The organism is Nostoc paludosum FACHB-159 (genome assembly GCF_014698835.1).
In the GTDB taxonomy this organism is placed as follows: domain Bacteria; phylum Cyanobacteriota; class Cyanobacteriia; order Cyanobacteriales; family Nostocaceae; genus Nostoc; species Nostoc paludosum.
This window is the reverse complement of the sequence record NZ_JACJTU010000021.1, coordinates 131246-150607: the sequence shown is the minus strand read 5'-3', so window position 1 is coordinate 150607 and position 19362 is coordinate 131246. Positions and strand designations below refer to the sequence as shown.

Below are 19362 nucleotides of genomic sequence, written 5' to 3'. Positions count from 1 at the left end.
ATATCTCAAACCCGTATTTTATCATATTCACTAGTTAGCTTTTGATGCTTGCATTTACGTCTCATAAGCTAGCCACAGCAAAGCTTTGACAGTTTTCGGAGATGTCTATTATCTAAAGACATCTATTTTTTAAGATATCTGCTATGTTTGCTCAAGTGAAATACTCAAAGTATCATGCTCTTGGTAATGATTATTTAGTTATTTCTCCTCAAGATTTAGCATTTGAATTAACCCCAGAAAAAATTGAGCGGATTTGCCATCGAAACTTTGGAATTGGCTCAGATGGTATTCTGTTTGGCCCCTTACCATCCAACAATGCGAGATTTGGATTGCGGATTTTTAACCCAGATGGCACTGAGGCAGAGAAAAGTGGCAACGGGTTGAGAATATTTTCTCGTTATTTGTGGGATAACCAGCTTGTTAAAGAAGAAGAATTTGATATTGATACCCTTGGCGGGCGAGTCATAGCGCGAGTTGCCCAGTCAGGTAAAAGTGTTCAAGTAGAAATGGGTCGTGTAAGCTTCCAAAGTGAAAAGATTCCGGTGACAGGGCACTCCAGAGAAGTTATCAAAGAAAGTATTACCGTTGCCAACCAAACTTTTAGCTTTTGTGCAGCCACTATTGGAAATCCACACTGCGTTATCCAGTTACCCGAAGTCACACCCGAAATAGCCAAGCAGTATGGTTCTTTAGTAGAAGTTCATCCTTACTTTCCCAACCGTACCAACGTTCAGTTTATGAAAGTTAAAGATCGGCAAAATATTCAAATTGAGATTTGGGAAAGAGGAGCAGGCTACACCTTAGCATCTGGCAGTAGTAGCAGTGCAGCAGCGGCTGTTGCCCACAAATTAAACCTGTGTGATTCAGAAATTGCAGTTCACATGCCAGGAGGACAAATTGCGATCGCCATCAGCGAAGATTTTACAATCACAATGACCGGCGCCGTCACCAAAGTAGCTGACGGTCTCATGTCGTCCGAAGTTTTCGAGTATTAAATATCGGCCAAACTAGGCATGAGGTGTGGGAGGTGTGGGAGGTGTGGGAGGTGTGGGAGGTGTGGGAGGAGACGGAGGGGTGGGAGGTGTGGGAGGTGTGGGAGGAGACGGAGGGGTGGGAGGAAAGGGAAGCATAAATTCTCTTTTTCCCCATCTCCCCACACTCCCCACACTCCCCACACTCCCCACACTCCCCACACTCCCCACACTCCCCACACTCCCCAACCCCCCATTTCATTGCGTCGGCAGTTTTGGATGCGTAGTCGAATACTTTGCCACTATGCTAGAAATCTCCGGGTTATAAAGCCTGAGATAATTCCAGTAATTGCCAAATACTTGACGCACGTAATTTTTGGTTTCATCAAAGGGAATGTCTTCCACAAACTCATCTGGATCTTGCGTAGTCAGAGTTTGCAGCCATTTAGAGACATTGCCAGGCCCAGCATTATAACTAGCGATCGCCAACAAGGAATTATTGTTATATTGCTGATGGGTATGATCCAAATACCATGTACCTACCATGATGTTGTCGTTGGGATTTTCTAAGTTTATTGTTTTGCTATTCAACTTGATTTGTGGGGCAATCCATTGAGCTGTACTCGGTAATACCTGCATTAAGCCAGTAGCATTTGCCACAGATTTAATTTTTGGTTGAAACCTGGACTCTTGACGGATTAAGGCAGTGACTAACAAAGGATTGAGTTGACGTTCAGTAGACCACTTTTCAATCTCTCGCAGATAGGGAAATGGATAACGCGCTTGCCAATAGGAGATTTGTTTGCTGAGAGTTTGATATTCGGCAAGTTCAGCTGGTATTTCCCGGTCTTCCAATTTAGAAATTTTGTCAATTCCTATGAGATTTTCTCCCCTTGCCAGCTGCATCAACCCTTCAGTAAATTGCTCTGCTACCGTCGGCTGAATTTTGTTCTGAAATTCTGTTTGCCATTGTAACCAAGCATCGCGGTCTTGACCCAACAAATACAATTCTTTGAAAGTTTCAGAACCCGCAGGAGGTAATGAACGCTGGGGTGCGACGACTTCCGGGTTCATTGACCGCACGTTGTCAAAGTTACCCACATTTAACCCTAACATCGTCGCCGATCGCCACGCATAGTAAGAGTAGGGAAACTGGCTAATTACATATTCATAAGCAGTTTGAGACTCTTGCTGTTTTCCTAGTGAAGCTGCCCATTTACCTACCCAAAAGCCTGCTCTGGGAGCCAAAATACTGTTGGGGTTGTTGCTAACAATTGGTTCTGCCCATTGCCATGCACCGATGTAATCTTTGTTGTTGGCTTTATCTTGGGCGATTTTCCAGCGATACTCTGCTGCTTCGTCAGAATTACCGTACTTGCCTAAGAGTAATTGCCAAGCTGAGTTAGCTGACTTTTGATCTTTGAGTGCTTGGAAAGTTTTAGCTTTTTGTACCAGTGCAGTACTAGCTTGATCGGGGAATTTACTAATTACTTGGTCGAGATAAGGCAAGCCGTCTTTGGGAGTTTTTGCTATTTCTGCTAATCGCAGCAGTGCAGTCCCAGTTTCTTTAGCTTGGGGAAATTGCTGTACCAGTTGTTTATAGGTGGCGATTGCTTTTTCTTTATCTTTGCCCCCTACCTGTAACCCCCGTGCGGTGCGGTAGAGGTTGCGGGCTGTTTTGGGCGCTTTGGCATAAGCATTCCCGGCTTTGAGAAATTGATTATTTTCCCAATAGGCTGTACCAATGAGTTCCCAATCTTCGGGTTTGAGGGTAGGTTGTTTAACTAACCCATCCAAAACCCCCACTATGCCTGGTTGGTCATAGGCGTATTTTGCCAATATCAACTGCAATTTTGGCTGATTGGGATTTTCTTGTAAGCGTTTGCGGATAATTTCCCAAGTTAAAGGATTAGAAGGAAATTGAGCGATCGCGGTTTCCTGTTCCTTTGGTTGGGCAATTAAATACAACGCTTTAACTGTGGCTGCTTCTTTGGGATATTCTTTGAGCACTTTTCGCCTGAGATCCGAGGCTTTGCCGTCTTCACCCAGCAGATCCTCTGCCTGAGCTTGTTTGAGCAAAATGTAAGGTGCGAGAATGGGATAATCTTTTTCTAATCCTTCCAACAAAGCCAGGGCTTTTTTCCCTTGGGTTCTTTCAATGTAATCACTCGCCAAAAGATAACGAGCGCGATTGCGGTCTGGAGAAGGCGACTGCCCTGCAATGGCAGCTAGTTTTGCCGCCCGTTCTGGCAGAGATTGTGATATCAGTGGAAAGACCGCTGATTGGGCAACGCTAGCCTCAGATGTTTGCTCTACCTGATTTTTACCCAATTTGAGCCATTGCCCCAGAGATTTGCCAATCTCAGGTGCTGATACCATTGCCCCAGCTGAAAAGGCAAACAGCGCCCCAGCCACAATTATGGAAATTTGCTTTTTTTGTAGTTTCTTCAGCATGAATACCCGCTGAAAAGTTCTGATGAATTTCTTGAAACTCTAGCACTCTTAACCATCAGTGTTACCAATTTTTAATTTGAGATTTTTAATTTTATGTAGAAAAATACTAATTTTCAATCTTAAGGTTGACAGTGTTGGATACATAGCATACATTAAACAGGATTACACCTATCCCCAGGATAAATGTAACAATTTTTCTCATATCCGAATAACAATTGAATACATGTAATTAGGTAACTCCAACAAATAAAAACAACCACTTGAAGTTGCTGACGGATAACTGTTGACTGTAAGTAGTGGGATATTTTTTATTTGGAATTCGTTAATAATAAATTTGGCGTTGCTGATTGAAAATATGAATTTGTCTCACGCAAAGTCGCAAAGGCGCAAAGGTACAAAGAAAAGGAAAGGTAATTTTGGCATTTCATATTCTGATTCAGCAACGCCATAAATTTTTTATTGGCTGCCTTCGTAACTCAAATAGGACTGGTATTTTATTTTTGAACTTACTCTTGGAGGGAGGCAATAGACTTATCCTTGGAAGTTAATATGCAACTGAACCAATATAGTTTAAATGACTAATCACAAAATAACAATATGACAAGGCACGTGTGACATACGTAAGATTAAATATATCCAGATTTGATTGTGGAATAAATGCAAAAATAGCTCAAAATTAATAGCCGTTTTTATTTTAAATTTACGGCGATCGCCTTTCCAAACCATCACAGATGTAAGTGCGATCGCTCTTTAATTAAAAGTAGTAAGTTGTTCTGACAGTGAAAAGCTGTCCACAATCCTTTAAATTAGAGGTAATATTTCTATTATCAGTAATTCTCTATCATTTATGACTCAAGCCATACCCAAGCAAGTAACCTTTGAGGAATTTGTCGATTGGCTACCCGAAAATTCAGGGGTACGCTACGAACTACATAACGGAGACATTGTTGAGATGGCGCAACCAGTAGGGGAACACGAAGAAGTTAAAAGCTTTTTGGGTGTCGAAATTCCTGTTGAAATCAAACGTCTAGGATTGCCCTACGGTATCCCCAACCAAGTTATCGTTAGACCTCCTGAAAAAGATTCTGGTTACTTCCCAGATGTCTTGGTGCTAAACCGTGCAAATCTGGCAAACGAAAAATTATGGCAAAAACAATCTATTGTTAGCCTGGGTGCATCGATACCTTTGGTAATTGAGATTGTATCAACCAATTGGCGGGACGATTACTATTTAAAATACGCTGATTACGAGGAAATGGGCATCCCCGAATACTGGATTGTCGATTATGCTGCCTTGGGTGGACGTAATTTTATTGGTAACCCCAAGCAATCGACAATCTCCGTTTGTAATTTGGTTGACGGGGAATATCAAATAAGTAAGTTTCGAGAAAGCGATGTCTTACGACAAGCCGCTTCGCGTCTACGCATTATTTCCCAAACTTTTCCCGAATTGAATCTCACCCCAAACCAGATTTTTCAAGCTGGTGTGGCCTAGCGTTTATCGCAATTGAAGCATAGTTTAGGACATAAACCGATTGTAAAACCCCAGCACCAAAACACTTTCGTAAGCCTGTTGCCTATTGCCTATTGCCTATTGCCTACTTTATCGTTTTGCCAATTCTGGAGTCCGCCCCTTCAAACCGATCATCAACTTCAGCATAAACACTTTTAACACAGGTACTCGTTGCAATAACCATAAACCTAGACGACGAACCAATACCACAGGTAAGAAATTATTAGAAAACATCCGGTCTAACAAATCGGTAAAACCCAAAATCGTCAGGTTTTCCAGCTTGCGCCAGCGTTCATAACGTTTGAGAATTTGAATCTCCCCAATATCTTTACCTGCTTTGTGGGCTGCTTGTATTACTTGTGCCAAAGCTGCTGCATCGCGAATACCCAAATTTAAACCTTGTCCGCCGACGGGATGACAGTTGTGTGCAGCATCACCAATTAATGCTAGTCGGGGAAGAACATAGCGATCGCTTTGCATGAGTTGTACTTGAAAAACAAAGCGATCGCCTAGTAGTTCCAATTTACCCATTTGATTGCCATAGCGGCGGGTTAATTCTCTTAAAAATTGCTCATCATCTAACGCACACAAAGCTTTCGCTTCTTCGTGAGGCGCTGTCCACACAATCCGGCAGCGGTTCCCTGGTAAAGGTAAAATCGCAAAGGGACCGCTAGACCAAAATCTTTCGTAAGCAGTGTTATTGTGGGGTTTTTCGGGTTTGACAAATGCAACGATGCAAGACTGCCAATATTTCCAGCCAGAGGTTTTGATTCCAGCAGCTTGACGAATGGGCGATCGCGATCCATCTGCGGCTACGAGTAATTTACTCTTGATAGTTCGGAGTTCGCCAGCAACTTTAATGTCTATGGCTACAGCCTCCCGTTGGTAGTGGGTGTTTACCACCTCAGCCGGACACAGATAAGTCACATTTGCACAATCTCGAACGAACTCCTGTAAAGGTTCCAATATTGCTTGGTGTTCCGCCACAAAACCCAACTCTGGCGTACCTATGTCGTCTGTGACAAATTCCACCACACCGGGATAATCGGCATCAGAAAGACGAACCCGGCAATATTTGGCGATTTGAGGCAACATTTTGTCCCAAACTCCAATTCCTTGGTAAATTAGGGACGAAAGCATGTGAATTGCATAGGCTTGACCTTTAGCTACTGCCGCTGATGCCACTTTTGCCTCAATCAGCAGCACACTCAAGCCAGAATCTTTTAAGGCGGAGGCGAGAGTTAAGCCAACAATTCCACCGCCTACAATTACCAAATCATATTCGTATCCCCGGTTGTCTGATGGTGTTTGGGGAGAGTAAAGAGTTTGATTAAGCTCTGCTAGCGCCATTGTGAAGATAAATTACAGCATCTCAACTTTTATTTTGACGCGATCGCGGCTTTTTGAGCAAGCTCAGACGAATACTAAAAGGGATTGGCGATTGACGATTTGAATGGTCTTACCAGTAAGCATCAAAATTTTTGTTGCGTATAAACACTATATTATTAGAATTATTAATGTAATAATGATTACTAAATTTATAGTTTTCCCACACTATTTTACTGTGTCTTTATCTAAAAATTTAGTACTTAAACTTATATTTGAGAGGTCTGGAAAGTTCGATATAACGGTGAACATGAAAAACATTAACTTTTTAAAATTGTATCCATAGTTAATAATTTTAAAACAGAAAGATACTCGATTTTTACAAAAAGTCGGGTATTTTAGCTTTGGCGAAACTAGTTCATTTTAGGTGCGATCGCTGCTAGTAGGCAAGGGAATCATTCTTTTCGATCTGCACATAGCTTTTCAAAAATTAAATCATAGCCCTACATCTTTTGTGTAGTTTTAGTATTACTTTAGAATTAGCTTCAAAATGCCACTAGAGAATTAGACTAATTCCTTCAGTTAGATATACACAAATACATGACTGAATTAGTTAATTTGAGATAAGTAACTCTAAAAGGCTAAAAAAGATGAATAGAACACTACTAACAATTTTAATGTTTGCATTTTTACTTTTGTTTGTCACCTCTCCCTTTGCTGCTCTTGCTAGTTTAATGCTCATATTGCTAGTTGCAGCATTTTTATCTTTAGTAGGGAATGTGTTCCAAGCAATTATTAGTGGCAACACCGACCCTAATAAATCATGAAATTCAAATATAATTAAAAAATTTTAAATTCCGAAGTCAAATAAGCTTTATCGCTGGCTTTAGAAGCTAGGTTGTATAATATTTCAACAAAATCAAATTTTCCGTAAATCTTTAACAAGTATGAATTACACCAGTTTGCAACCAAATGAGGTACACAACTAGAAAATTAAATATAAAAATTCTTCTTCTGCCCCCTGCCTCCTGCCTTCTGCCTCAAAACCAATCAATTTCTACCTCATGCAAATGAAAACTGCTGTAATTGGAAATACCCGCTGATTATGAGAAATTACAGCGGGTTGAATAATACAATGGTGTTGGTGTAAAACGAAGACTAAACTTAATTACAGATTTACTACAATTTTTTGTAGTTAAGACTAACTATTTATGAGCTTTGTGAACTAAGTGATGCTTGTGGTGTTTGTAATGTTTCTGATGAACTTTGGCAGCTTTTATTTTAGTAGAGTGGATAGTTACAGCTTGAACAGCAGGTGCAGAAATAGCTACTGGCGCAGCAAATATTAAAGCCAAAACGAAAGCTTTAGCGAAGTTATTCACTTGCAATTCCTCATCAATTGTTGAACAGTACAACTATCCAATAGGTGTATGTCATTACGTTGTAATTGATGTGAATCTTTCATGTCTCTTGGGAGAGATTTTTATTAAGAAATGCTGAGACTCATCAATTCTTCTGCAACTTCAAAGTTAGCTGTGACATTTTGAACATCATCTAAGCCTTCTAGAGTGTCAATTAATTTAAAAAGCGATCGCGCCTGTTCGGGATCTGTAACTTCTACACTATTACTGGGAACCCAGCGCAATTCAGCATCAGTCACCTTAAAGCCTTTATCCTTGAGTGTCTGGCTGAGGGTTTCTAAATTTCCGATTTCAGTAAAAACCTCAGACATTTCATCTTCAGTCATTTCATAAGACTCGGCACCACCTTCTAGGGATGCTTCTAAAAGCTGTTCTTCGTTAACCACACCCTGGACGATACAAACCCCTTTTTGGTCAAACATCCAGCTAACGCAACCTGTTTCACCGAGATTACCGCCATTTTTACTAAAAGCTGCACGTAAATCAGCGGCTGTGCGATTGCGGTTATCTGTCAGCGCTTCAATCAAAATTGCTACACCACCGGGGCCGTAACCTTCGTAGCGAATCGCTTCAAAATTGGCACTGTCTGTACCAAAAGTGCCTGCACCTTTAGCGATCGCCCGTTCAATATTATCATTAGGAATACTTGCTGCTTTTGCCTTGTCGATCGCTGTGCGAAGTTGAAAATTCAGCGCTGGATCTGGTACGCCACTTCTAGCCGCAACAATAATCGCCCTAGATAGCTGAGTGAAGGTTTTTCCCTTTTTTGCATCTACTACCGCCTTCTGGCGCTTAATATTTGCCCATTTACTATGTCCTGCCATAACCTTAAATTATCAAAACTCTACCAAAGATAGAATATACCTAGCTTTTGCCTAGATGCAAAGGTACATTTGCTAGAAGAGACTGAGGACTAGGGAACTAGGGACTGGGGAATGGGGACTAGAAAATAAATATTTAGGAATAGTTTCTCAGTATTTAATACCCAATACCTAATGCCTAATTTCATAAACATCATGCAAGATTATTTTTCGCCTCCTTGGCATCCCAAGCGAAAAAGAAACAAACTGCCCAACTACTTGAGGAAGTTGCTGCTGATATTATTGGTGGGCATAGTAGCTATAGCTGGGTGTCAAGCTATTCTACCCGGTGTTAAGCAAGATAATGTAATTCATTTAACTTTGTGGCAAGGGGTAAATCCGCCGCCAAATCGGGATGTACTGCAAAAGCTGGTGGACAAATTCAATCAATCTCACCCAGATATTCAAGTAGAATCGCTTTATGTCGGACAACAGGATCAGCAAACGCCTAAGATTTTGGCAGCAGTTGTAGGCAATGCACCTCCTGATTTGTTGTGGTACAATCCGACGATCGCCGGTCAATTGGTGGAACTTGGGGCGCTTTTACCTTTGGATGAAATGCTAGAAAAATCTCCAATTAAAGGCGAAATTGACCCTACTTTGTATGCATCAATGAAATATAACGGCAAGATTTGGTCTGTGCCGTTTGCGACGAATAATGTTGGTATTTTTTATCGTCCAAGTTTGTTTAAGGAAGCGGGAATTACTGAATTACCCCGCACTTGGGAGGAGTTTGGGCAAGTTGCTAAAAAATTGACTCGCGATACCAATGGCGATGGGCGAACAGATCGATATGGCATGTTTCTGCCTTTGGGGAAAGGGGAATTTACAGTGTTCACTTGGCTACCGTTTATGTGGAGTAGCGGTGGCGAGTTAGTGAGTGGTGATTCACAGAATGCCGCAGCTGTAGATTTGAAAGATAATCAAGGGGCGATCGCAGCTTTGCAATTCTGGCGTGATTTAATTACCCAAGGTTCTGCTATTTTATCTGGGCCAGAACGCGGTTATGAGACAGATGACTTGCTCAGTGGTAAAGTCGCAATGCAATTAAATGGCCCTTGGAATCTGGGACAATTTCAAACCACTGGCGTCGATTTTGATGTTTTTCCCATTCCTGTTGGTGAAAAACCTGCTACTGTAATTGGTGGTGAGAATCTCTTCTTTTTCAAAACTACACCAGAACGCGAAAAAGCAGCCTTTAAGTTTGTTGAGTATGCTTTGAGTGAAGAATTCCAGACAGAATTAGCCTTAGGAACTGGCTATTTACCAGTGAATTTGAAGTCTCGTGAAAATCCAAAATATCAGGAATTTATGAATAAAATTCCCCAAGTGAAAGTATTTTTAGAACAAGCAAAATATGGGCGATCGCGTCCGATTTTTCCTGGTTACAATCGAATTTCCGACAGCTTAGGACGGGCAATTGAATCTGTATTGTTGGGTAAATCTTCACCAACAAAAGCACTTGAAGAAACCCAACAACGTTTAGATTTGATTTTTGAATAATTAACCCTAAAATTAATTATCAACTATTACAGCCTTCGATAAAATCGATGACTTGGTGTAAACATCCTGGTTTAGTTACAATCAGTACAGTTGAATCAGGTTCCAGCACTGTACTACCATTAGGAATCATCAAATTTTCGTGGGGATGAGGTTGATAGCCAATAATTAGCGAACCAGTGGGAAACCGAGAATCCTGAGCAATTTCAGCAACGCTACGACCAACAACATAGCAATTATTTGGGATAGAAAGTTTTAACACCTCAATCTGTCCTTGCTCAAAATGCATCATCGATTCTACTTGTGGATACTCGATGGCATTTACCATTGTTGACACCGATAGTTCAACAGTACTGATGATATGGTTAGCTCCCGCCAGACGTAGGGGTTCAGCAAAATCGGGGTGACGCATCCGACTTAAAATATGAGGAACGCCATAATGTTTAGCAAGAGTTACCATTGCCAAGTTTAAGGCATCACTGCGTAGCACAGCAGCCAAAGAGCTGGCTTTGCGAATCCCAGCTTCTAACAATACTTCTGTACTCACAGCACTTCCTTCAAAAGCCATTGCCCCAACTTGTTCGCGGGCATAACGACAAGCGGTAGGGTCAATATCGATAACCGCAACAGTATGCCCCAACTCTACCAGCTTCTGCGCTAAACTTAGCCCCACTAAACCTGCTCCACCAATTAATACGTACATGAATATTCCTAATGCTCTTGGAGTTTGTACTTTAGTCTCTAGGCTAACAAGGAATGAAGGTCTAAGAGGTTGTTTGAAAAGTGGTTGGCTGTATCTTTGCACTTATTGATTCCCCTAGAGCAAATCCAGTTGCTCTGGATGGCGATCGCCAGTTGCTTAGTGCGATCGTTGCAATCTTTAAATAGGGATTTTAGTTAATTGCAATTAGAGTCGCAGGTAGCCAGTGCCAGTCACTAGCATTTGAGTGTTTCAATCCCTAATAGGGATTTTAGTTAATTGCAATCTTTGAACTGGGCATAAGCTTCTCTCCAAGCGGCTGGTTTCAATCCCTAATAGGGATTTTAGTTAATTGCAATTGATACATGGTTCTTTGAAGCAATGCAAGATTTGGCGTTTCAATCCCTAATAGGGATTTTAGTTAATTGCAATACAATTAGATACCCCTCTGATTTTAATATCCCAGTTTCAATCCCTAATAGGGATTTTAGTTAATTGCAATCAGGTGAATTTTTACCAAGAAGGCGATATTTATGGTTTCAATCCCTAATAGGGATTTTAGTTAATTGCAATCCCATCCATCACCACTTCAAAAAGCTTGGCATCATTGTTTCAATCCCTAATAGGGATTTTAGTTAATTGCAATGCCCGAAAATTGATGTATTCTCGCGGGCTACCGTCGTTTCAATCCCTAATAGGGATTTTAGTTAATTGCAATAAAGAGGTTCATGGGAAGCTGTGGAAGGAGTGTTTGTTTCAATCCCTAATAGGGATTTTAGTTAATTGCAATTCATACCTATCACTTCACCTTGCCAAATTTTATCAGGTTTCAATCCCTAATAGGGATTTTAGTTAATTGCAATTCAGGATCTACTACATTGCCATCTGCTGGCATGGTTAGTTTCAATCCCTAATAGGGATTTTAGTTAATTGCAATCTGATTTTACCGTTGAGGAAATCAAGGCGGCGATCGCCACAGGTTTTTTACCAGTTTCAATCCCTAATAGGGATTTTAGTTAATTGCAATCACTCTTGATGGTGTAGGTACTGCTTCTGCTTGGAGCGTTTCAATCCCTAATAGGGATTTTAGTTAATTGCAATACCCTGCCGACACGGGACTGACGCGAAGTGCGATCGTTTCAATCCCTAATAGGGATTTTAGTTAATTGCAATCACACGGGTGCATCTTTACGCGATGAACTCGACGTTTCAATCCCTAATAGGGATTTTAGTTAATTGCAATATCCGAAGTATACGCTATTATCGACGCCTTGAAGAATGTTTCAATCCCTAATAGGGATTTTAGTTAATTGCAATTCCCTTTGGTTTATCAATCGGTCCAATCTTGCGAAAGTTTCAATCCCTAATAGGGATTTTAGTTAATTGCAATCAAAGTCGGCAAAGTTAGGGTAAGGAAAGACAAGTTTCAATCCCTAATAGGGATTTTAGTTAATTGCAATGCTTGTTGTACTGGTTGTCCTGCAATCAATCGTCCCGTTTCAATCCCTAATAGGGATTTTAGTTAATTGCAATACCAACAACTCCGCTCACTGCCCAGGTTTTTTCTGTTTCAATCCCTAATAGGGATTTTAGTTAATTGCAATAGCGGGCGTCTAAAAGCGCTGTGATATTTAGTTTTCAAGGTTCTGTTGCGCGGATGGGGTAATCATAACACAAAAATTTGTAATTTTACTAGATGCAAATCGCTGAAAGCTAGGCTGGATAAGGTGCGCGGATGGTTGAGACATACTATTGGCGTCAAATTCTTACATAGAGGGCAATTTAGCCATTTTGGTAGTTAGCTGTTCATAAACACCTACCCATCCGCGCACTCAGCAAAGAGATTAGTCTGATTGGATGTAGACTTGGCACTACTTCTTGTAATTTTTGAATTGGTATTTTTCGAGCAATTCCTTAACTTGGGCGGCTACTAGAGGGTGTGGATCGTTTTGCAGTTGGGGTAGGATTTGGAAGAGGACGCGCTGTGAAACCATATTCAAGTATGCGATCGCTGCTTCTCGAACAAAGCCTGTTGGATGACGTAAACTGGCTAAAATCTCAGAACTTGTGAGTCTGATACGTGCAACTTGAGCAAAATGAAAACAGCAAGCTAGACACCAATCAGAGAGCAAATTGCCCAACAGCAGCAATCTGTGGAGGCGATCGCTAACTAACATACTCTCATATTCCACAATCTTTGCTTCTACTAAATGTTGTAATTTTTCTGGCTCTGTTCGCTTATCTAAAATATTCAACAATAGAGATTTGGAAGGCAAAGTTACGGTGTGTTCTAAGATTTCTAAACCCCGCGCTAAGTTTACCACTGAGAGCGATCGTAAATTAAACGCTGCTGCTTGCATCTTTTCTGGCGAGTAAAGCAGTCTCAGTAGTAGTAATAACCTTTCTCTTACATCTAATTCCAATTCTTTGAGGGAGCGTTGCAATAATTCACAGACAATTAAAATCCTCTCACTGGATTGATAATCGTCTTGTTTATCTACATTTTGAAAGTCGATATAAGCAGCGTAAATTTCACCTAAAAATCGTAATTCCTGCTCGATTAATTTTTCTACCCGACTTTCATAAAAGCGATCGCCTAAACCTGTAGCTCCCGGTTGTTTGTGTATTTTCAGTAAGCTGTGAAGAATATGATCTCTAGTAGTACCCCAACACCTTTCTAAATTTTCCCATAAAGCCTCCATTGCTTCTTGGGTACCAATTTGAGCAATGGTACGCCAAGCATACATCCGCACTACTTCTGGTTTGTAAATATTTGTAGCCAACTGCAACAGCATTTCTAGGGCTTCGTTTTCCAGTCGGGTTAAGGCTAACATTGCTGTGCTACGGGTTGACTTGTAGTAAAGTGCGGCAATCAGGGCACAATAGTACTCTTCTAAATGCGTTGCTGCAATCATTTCCAACACCGCACAGCGCACCCTTAATGATTCATCTTGTAACAAATTCGGAATATGAATTCGTAACGCTTGTAAATAAACTGCTTCTCTGAGGGCTTTGACTCCATTTATCCGTTCGCGTTCTTGCTTATGAGTCAGCATCCGGCGCATGGTTTTGGTAGCTGCTACTTTTTGGATGGGGGTTCCTTGGCGTAAGACTAAAGCAGCAGCGGTGGCGCGGATGAGTGAGTTATGTCGGGAGTTCAGGTATTCTTCGAGGAGGCTTAAATTGGGATTGGGTTCAGCTAGCCAAATATAGCGCAGCGCTAGGGCAAAAACTTCGGGGTTAGTTTCTTGGGGTTGTTCTAACAAAGGACGGATAGCGGGTACATAGGCGGGATTTGCGCCTCCCATCAGCATCACTTCCAAACTCTTGCACTGCAAATCCGGGGTTAACTTGACTAATAAGGGTGCTAAAACTTCCGCAGCACCTTGGGAATCAATTTGGGCTAAAAGTTCAATACAAGAGTGTTTGTCTGCCTCGTTGCCTTTTTCAGCTAATGCTTTGACTACGCCCTGCTTAAAGAATTTTAGACCGACATTTGTCGCACTCAGTTGACCCCGTGCCACACTTAAAACTAACAAATCAACATAACGCGATCGCAATTGGCAAACTACTTTTAAACAAGTGCCAGCTATCAGCATTGTTTCTGCGACTAACACCCATTTTTGCAGCGGCTCAGGTACAAAATGCCCACAAGTTAATAAAGTGACAAAAATTACCAATCCTGTCAACCCTGTGGCGATCGCTTCGGCTGTTCCGCCAGATAAGGTCTGCATCTGGCTGCGAATTGCTTCAGGAATCGGTTGATAGAGTATGGGGCCGCTACTCATCACAAAGGTGTAGCGTAAAAGTTCATCACAGAACTTGACAATTACAAGACCCCAGAAAAAGCTTTGCCCTTGCATCCCTGGAATTAAATGCAAAAATATCAGCACTCCTGGTAGTAAAAAGCCTACAGCAATTGGTAAAAGTGTGGCAGTGAAAAATACTCCCATCCGTTCAATCAGTCGGCTAGAAACAAACCACTGGATTAACAACTCACACAAGCCCAACATGCCACCAAATAGGCCTAAGAAGCTAGCGATTTCGCGGTCGTTTAAACTCGATTGGAGTTCGCGCAAATACTGAAAATCCACTAACAACCCAATCACCTGCAACAGACCGACAAAAGCAAATAAATGCCAAACATAGCGCTTCAAAGGACTTTTAAGGAAACGCTGTCGTGAAGCTTGTTCCCCAAGAATTGTAATTTGTGGAGTTTCGGGAAAAGCTGCTCGATACTGATGAGTTAAATAAAATAAAATCGCTGATCCAAATAAAATCACCACACAGGCGATGAGGATCACCTTGTTCAGTCTGGCGTACTCTACCAACCAAGGCAAACTAAAACCACTAATAACATCTGCTACCAATAGCCCACTACTGACTAGTGGGTAAGTGCGCTTAATCTCTCGAATGTTAAATATTTGATTGGCAACAATGGACGTGTTGAGGTCATTAAGCACATAAAGTGCATCTACCCACAGCCGCAGCAAAAACACTGAAATTACTGCCAGGTAGGAGACACCACTGCCCCAACGTAATAAAACTAGTAAAACTAATGGCGTTACCATGCAAGGTGCGATCGCCACAATCACCTGACGTAAAGGAAAAACCTTTTGCAACCAAGAATATAAAAAAACCAGTCCTGTACTCATTACAGCACTGGCAATATACATCCAAGGTAGTAGATTAGTCTCATATTCGCCCAAAAACAGCGCTACTGTACTATCCTCCGCCCACCGCAATCCTACAGATACAATAGTGTAAAATACGAACATCATCTGAGTGCGTTCGCTCTCCTCTGGCCGGAGATTTACCCACTGTAGCAATCGTGGTAAAGCAACTCTATTTACAGCCAACCAGTGATTTTTCAGTTCCATGCAGTTTTACGTAATGGGCATTGCGGATGGGGCATGGGGCATGGGGTATGGGGCAAGCGGGGAGGTGTGGGAGGTGTGGGAGGTGTGGGAGGTGTGGGAGGTGTGGGAGGATGGAGAAGAAATCTTTCCCCCCTCTCTTCCCACACTCCCCACACTCCCCACACTTCCTTGTCTCCCCTACCCCTCTGCTCCCTGCTCCCCCTGCTTTGTTACCTGCCTCATTCTCATCGCCCAGACATTACAAAAGTCCTGAGCAACTGAGTATTATCTTTCCCACTCAAGCTTCAGGACTATCGATTTGAGATAAATTTATACAACCTGATACTATTGACAAAAATATTTGCAATATTATGAATCCTTTGTAGAGGCGTACAGCTGTACGCCCCTACTGAAGACAACGGGGCAAGGAGATAACTCATAACTCTTAACTCTTAACTCATAACTCAGCACTTCCAATCCCCAATGCCCCAAAATGAAAAAATCCCCTGGCTAGAAGCCAAGGGATTTTCTTTACTTAATCTATTGAAAAATTAGAAGATTATTTTTTGGGTGAGAGGAGCATCATCATATTTCGCCCTTCTTTTTTGGGCGCTTGCTGAACCTCACCAAATGGCTCTAAGTCCGTTGCCATGCGTTTGAGCAAATCTTCTGCGAGATCGCTATGTTGGATTTCTCGACCCCGAAACATCACAGTAGCTTTGACTTTATCACCATCTTTTAAAAAGCGCTCTGCTTGCTTGACACGGACGTTGTAGTCGTGTTCTTCTATTTTGTAGCGCATCTTAACTTCTTTGACATCAGCCGTGTGCTGTTTTTTACGTGCTTCCCGCGCCTTTTTCTCCTGCTCAAACTTGTATTTCCCGTAGTCCATAATCCGACAAACTGGCGGGTCAGCTTTGTCACTCAGTAGCACTAAATCTAGTTCTTTCTCCTCTGCTAGTTGTAGTGCTTCTTGAGGGGGCATAATTCCTAACTGACCGCCGTCTGTGTCAATGACCCGAATTTTCGGGAAGCGAATTCGTTCGTTAATTTGGGGCAGATCGCGAGTTCTTTTTTTCTCAATCACAGGCATTATGATTTGTGGGAGCTCTGAATGAAGGATTTGGTGTGGTTTTGACTGGTATGCCTTTGAGGCAAAATACTGAAATAAGTCAGGACTGAAAACACAAGTCTACAGTTCTAGGGTAACTAATTCATGAAATAGTTGGGTCGCTGTATTTGTCATTCTACTCATTGTGAGAGAATTTCTGTGCAATAGTTAATCTAAATTACACATCATTGCTAAATATTAAGTATTGTGAAAATTATTTGTCAATACTTTAGAATCTCAGATCGGCCAGATAATGTCCACAATAGCAAGATTACAGATACAAAACATTTAGCAAATTAGAATGTAACACATTATCTTACATTTAGTAATTATAGTAACATTTATTATTAAAAATATTGTTAAATTTACTTAGATAAATGGAGTAGCTATCTTTGAGAAAGTACAATGACCTAGATACAGCAGTAGGGGTCGAGTATGGAGATGTTTTTGTAGGGTGGGTAATATTGCCCGCGCCCTAGCTGGCAGGAAAATTTTGCTTTTAGAAGGACGTTATCGTTTAATTAAACGAATTGGGAAAGGGGGATTCTGCAAAACCTTCTTGGCTGTAGATGAAGGTCAGTTTCCTCCAACTCCTTGCGTGATTCAAGAATTATCGGCAGAGTGTGAAACATCTAAATATTTTGACCAAAAGGCGCAGCAGCTAGAGCAATTAGGAAAGCATCCTCAGATTCCGGCTTTATTGAGTTATTTTCAGCAAGAACAGCACTTTTATTTAGTGCAAGAGTTTATTCCAGGTAGAAATTTAGCTCAGATAGTTGAAGAGGAAGGGGCTTTTAATGAAACTCAGGTTTGGCAAATTTTAGAGGATTTGTTACCAGTTTTGCAGTTTATTAGCGATCGCCATATCATCCACCGCGATATTAAACCCGAAAATATTATCTGTAGAACCCCCTCTAGCTCCAAAGATAAAGCAAATCTAGTCATAGTTGATTTTAGCGCGGCAAAAATTGTCACAGAACTTGATTACCTAACAGCCCAAAACAATATCGGTAGTCCAGAATATGCTGCACCAGAGCAAACAGCAGGAAAAGCTGTTTTTGCTAGCGACCTTTATAGTCTAGGTGTCACTTGCATTTATCTACTGACCGAAATTTCTCCCTTTGATTTATTTGATGTTGGAAATAATTGCTGGGTTTGGCGAGATTATCTGGCTACTAAAGGCGATATCTGGCAACAAGACGCAAAACATTTCTCTTTGGCAAAAATCCTTGATAAATTACTAGAAAATATTGTTAGTCAGCGGTTTCAATCAGCTGATGAAGTTATGCAAGCAATGGGTATCGAAGGTAAACCCCAACTTTTGAAATTACCAAATCCTCTGTGGCACTGCTCATCTACTTTGGTTGAAAATTCCACTGTATTGAGTAGTGTGAATAGTCTTGCATTCTGCCCTGAAGGCAAAATTTTAGCCAGTACTTCTGATGATAAAAACATCAAATTGTGGGATTTAAATACTAAAAAAGTTTTAGCTAAGTTATTGGGACATTCACAAGCGGTAAAATCAGTTGCTTTTAGTCCTGATGGCAAAATTTTGGCAAGTGCTAGCGACGATAAAACTATCAAATTGTGGGATATCAGCACATTAAAAGAAATAACTACTCTATTGGGACACTCTCGCGCTGTAAAATCAGTTGCTTTCAGTCCAGACGGTGAGATTCTTGCTAGTGGTAGCTGGGATAAAACAGTCAAACTCTGGAATGTAAATACTGGGGCTGAAATTTGTACCTTAAGTGGACATCAATTACAGGTCAATTCGGTGGCCTTTAGTCCCCAAGGACAAATTATAGCCAGCGCGAGTTATGACAGAACAATTCGCCTGTGGCAGATAAGTTCCCCAAAAGAATTTAAAAACTGCCCATGCTATACCTTATTAGGTATCCTTTCGGGTCATGCATGGGCAGTTTTGACAGTCGCTTTTAGTCCCGACGGAAAAATTCTGGCGACGGGTAGCGATGATAAAACTATTAAATTGTGGGAAGTAAACACTGGTCAGCTAATTACTACACTTTCAGGCCATTCCTGGTCTGTAATCGGTGTAGCTTTCACTGCCGATGCCAAAACCCTGATTAGCGCAAGTTGGGACAAGACAGTTAAACTCTGGAGAGTGAGTACAGCCCAAGAGATTGTGACTCTTTCTGGTCATACAGACTCAGTATCTGCCATTGCTGTGAGCCAAGTTACACAACTGATTGCAAGTGGCAGCAAGGACAAGACTATTCAACTCTGGCAGCTTGTAGAATAGCACGAGAGTTGATTTTGGAATATCAAGCGCTACCTGTAAAGGCAACTTCCGGAAATTTCAACTGAGCTTCTGCCATTGGGCGGTTTCTGCCCTCTTCTTGCCAGTAGTTAATCACTTCAGTTGCTTTGTTAAGCAACTCGACGCGATCGAGGTCACTAATCCAGTGTTTGGATTCGAGTTCCTTCTTTAACTCTTCCCAGGCATCATTTCTCGGCCAGAAAAAGTACTTGGTCAAAGGACTTGTGCCTTTGCCAACAACTTGATCGACTGCTAGAGCGACGTTTTCGTCTAACCACAGAATTTTCAAAATAAACTTGGTCAATCACACCTCCGGGAATTTCCGGGCATTACTTAACTAGGATAGCGATCGCTTATTTTAACGCA

General features: G+C 41.4%; 16 protein-coding genes and 1 CRISPR repeat array. Of the genes, 8 read left to right on the top strand and 8 right to left on the bottom strand.

All coding sequences use genetic code 11. The features are described 5' to 3' along the window. Window positions 1-155: 155 nt before the first annotated feature. Window positions 156-995, top strand: a complete 840-nt coding sequence (dapF, locus tag H6H03_RS21525) for a diaminopimelate epimerase (protein ID WP_190957122.1) — start codon at window positions 156-158, stop codon at window positions 993-995. Window positions 996-1020: 25 nt separating this feature from the next. Beyond that, complete coding sequence (locus H6H03_RS21520; RefSeq protein WP_190957113.1) at window positions 1021-1299, top strand: hypothetical protein; 279 nt, start codon at window positions 1021-1023, stop codon at window positions 1297-1299. On the opposite strand, the gene H6H03_RS21515 is transcribed toward H6H03_RS21520, so the two are convergent. After that, window positions 1230-3425, bottom strand: coding sequence for a lytic transglycosylase domain-containing protein (locus tag H6H03_RS21515; protein ID WP_190957112.1), 2196 nt, complete (start codon window positions 3423-3425; stop codon window positions 1230-1232). The genes H6H03_RS21520 and H6H03_RS21515 overlap by 70 nt on opposite strands. Window positions 3426-4272: 847 nt before the next feature. Between H6H03_RS21515 and H6H03_RS21510 the strand changes: the two genes are divergently transcribed. Beyond that, window positions 4273-4920: a Uma2 family endonuclease gene (locus H6H03_RS21510; protein WP_190957111.1), complete on the top strand. Its 648-nt coding sequence runs from the start codon at window positions 4273-4275 to the stop codon at window positions 4918-4920. Window positions 4921-5028: 108 nt separating this feature from the next. On the opposite strand, the gene H6H03_RS21505 is transcribed toward H6H03_RS21510, so the two are convergent. Next, complete coding sequence (locus H6H03_RS21505; protein WP_190957110.1) at window positions 5029-6288, bottom strand: FAD-dependent hydroxylase; 1260 nt, start codon at window positions 6286-6288, stop codon at window positions 5029-5031. Between the two features lie 626 nt (window positions 6289-6914). Here H6H03_RS21505 and H6H03_RS21500 point away from each other — a divergent pair. Beyond that, on the top strand, window positions 6915-7091 hold the full coding sequence (locus H6H03_RS21500; protein WP_190957109.1) for a hypothetical protein: 177 nt from the start codon (window positions 6915-6917) through the stop codon (window positions 7089-7091). A 378-nt stretch (window positions 7092-7469) separates the two neighbouring features. Here H6H03_RS21500 and H6H03_RS21495 read toward each other — a convergent pair whose 3' ends face one another. Continuing rightward, window positions 7470-7646 (bottom strand): hypothetical protein, encoded by a 177-nt coding sequence (locus H6H03_RS21495; protein WP_190957108.1) that lies wholly within the window; start codon window positions 7644-7646, stop codon window positions 7470-7472. 104 nt (window positions 7647-7750) lie between these two features. Further along, complete coding sequence (locus H6H03_RS21490; protein WP_190957107.1) at window positions 7751-8509, bottom strand: YebC/PmpR family DNA-binding transcriptional regulator; 759 nt, start codon at window positions 8507-8509, stop codon at window positions 7751-7753. Window positions 8510-8701: 192 nt separating this feature from the next. On the opposite strand from H6H03_RS21490, the gene H6H03_RS21485 reads away from it, so the two are divergent. Further along, entirely contained in the window at window positions 8702-10048 is a 1347-nt protein-coding gene (locus H6H03_RS21485; protein WP_190957121.1) for an ABC transporter substrate-binding protein, read from the top strand. Window positions 10049-10067: 19 nt separating this feature from the next. Here the strand turns inward: H6H03_RS21485 and H6H03_RS21480 are convergent, their stop codons facing one another. Further along, window positions 10068-10748: a potassium channel family protein gene (locus tag H6H03_RS21480; protein WP_190957120.1), complete on the bottom strand. Its 681-nt coding sequence runs from the start codon at window positions 10746-10748 to the stop codon at window positions 10068-10070. Window positions 10749-10817: 69 nt separating this feature from the next. Here H6H03_RS21480 and H6H03_RS42245 point away from each other — a divergent pair, with 69 nt between their 5' ends. Next, window positions 10818-10946: a hypothetical protein gene (locus H6H03_RS42245; RefSeq protein WP_449289993.1), complete on the top strand. Its 129-nt coding sequence runs from the start codon at window positions 10818-10820 to the stop codon at window positions 10944-10946. A 48-nt stretch (window positions 10947-10994) separates the two neighbouring features. Further along, window positions 10995-12349: direct repeats of the CRISPR family, unit length 37 nt; unit sequence GTTTCAATCCCTAATAGGGATTTTAGTTAATTGCAAT. Window positions 12350-12616: 267 nt separating this feature from the next. On the opposite strand, the gene H6H03_RS21475 is transcribed toward H6H03_RS42245, so the two are convergent. Then, window positions 12617-15625 (bottom strand): MFS transporter, encoded by a 3009-nt coding sequence (locus H6H03_RS21475; protein WP_190957106.1) that lies wholly within the window; start codon window positions 15623-15625, stop codon window positions 12617-12619. A 33-nt stretch (window positions 15626-15658) separates the two neighbouring features. Here H6H03_RS21475 and H6H03_RS21470 point away from each other — a divergent pair, with 33 nt between their 5' ends. Next, window positions 15659-15886 (top strand): hypothetical protein, encoded by a 228-nt coding sequence (locus H6H03_RS21470; RefSeq protein WP_190957105.1) that lies wholly within the window; start codon window positions 15659-15661, stop codon window positions 15884-15886. Between the two features lie 277 nt (window positions 15887-16163). Here the strand turns inward: H6H03_RS21470 and infC are convergent, their stop codons facing one another. Then, complete coding sequence (gene infC, locus H6H03_RS21465) at window positions 16164-16697, bottom strand: translation initiation factor IF-3 (RefSeq protein WP_099069477.1); 534 nt, start codon at window positions 16695-16697, stop codon at window positions 16164-16166. Window positions 16698-17169: 472 nt separating this feature from the next. On the opposite strand from infC, the gene H6H03_RS21460 reads away from it, so the two are divergent. Beyond that, window positions 17170-18978, top strand: a complete 1809-nt coding sequence (locus H6H03_RS21460; protein WP_313931890.1) for a serine/threonine-protein kinase — start codon at window positions 17170-17172, stop codon at window positions 18976-18978. Window positions 18979-19000: 22 nt separating this feature from the next. Here the strand turns inward: H6H03_RS21460 and H6H03_RS21455 are convergent, their stop codons facing one another. Continuing rightward, window positions 19001-19300 (bottom strand): 30S ribosomal protein PSRP-3, encoded by a 300-nt coding sequence (locus H6H03_RS21455; protein WP_045870192.1) that lies wholly within the window; start codon window positions 19298-19300, stop codon window positions 19001-19003. Window positions 19301-19362 lie beyond the last annotated feature (62 nt).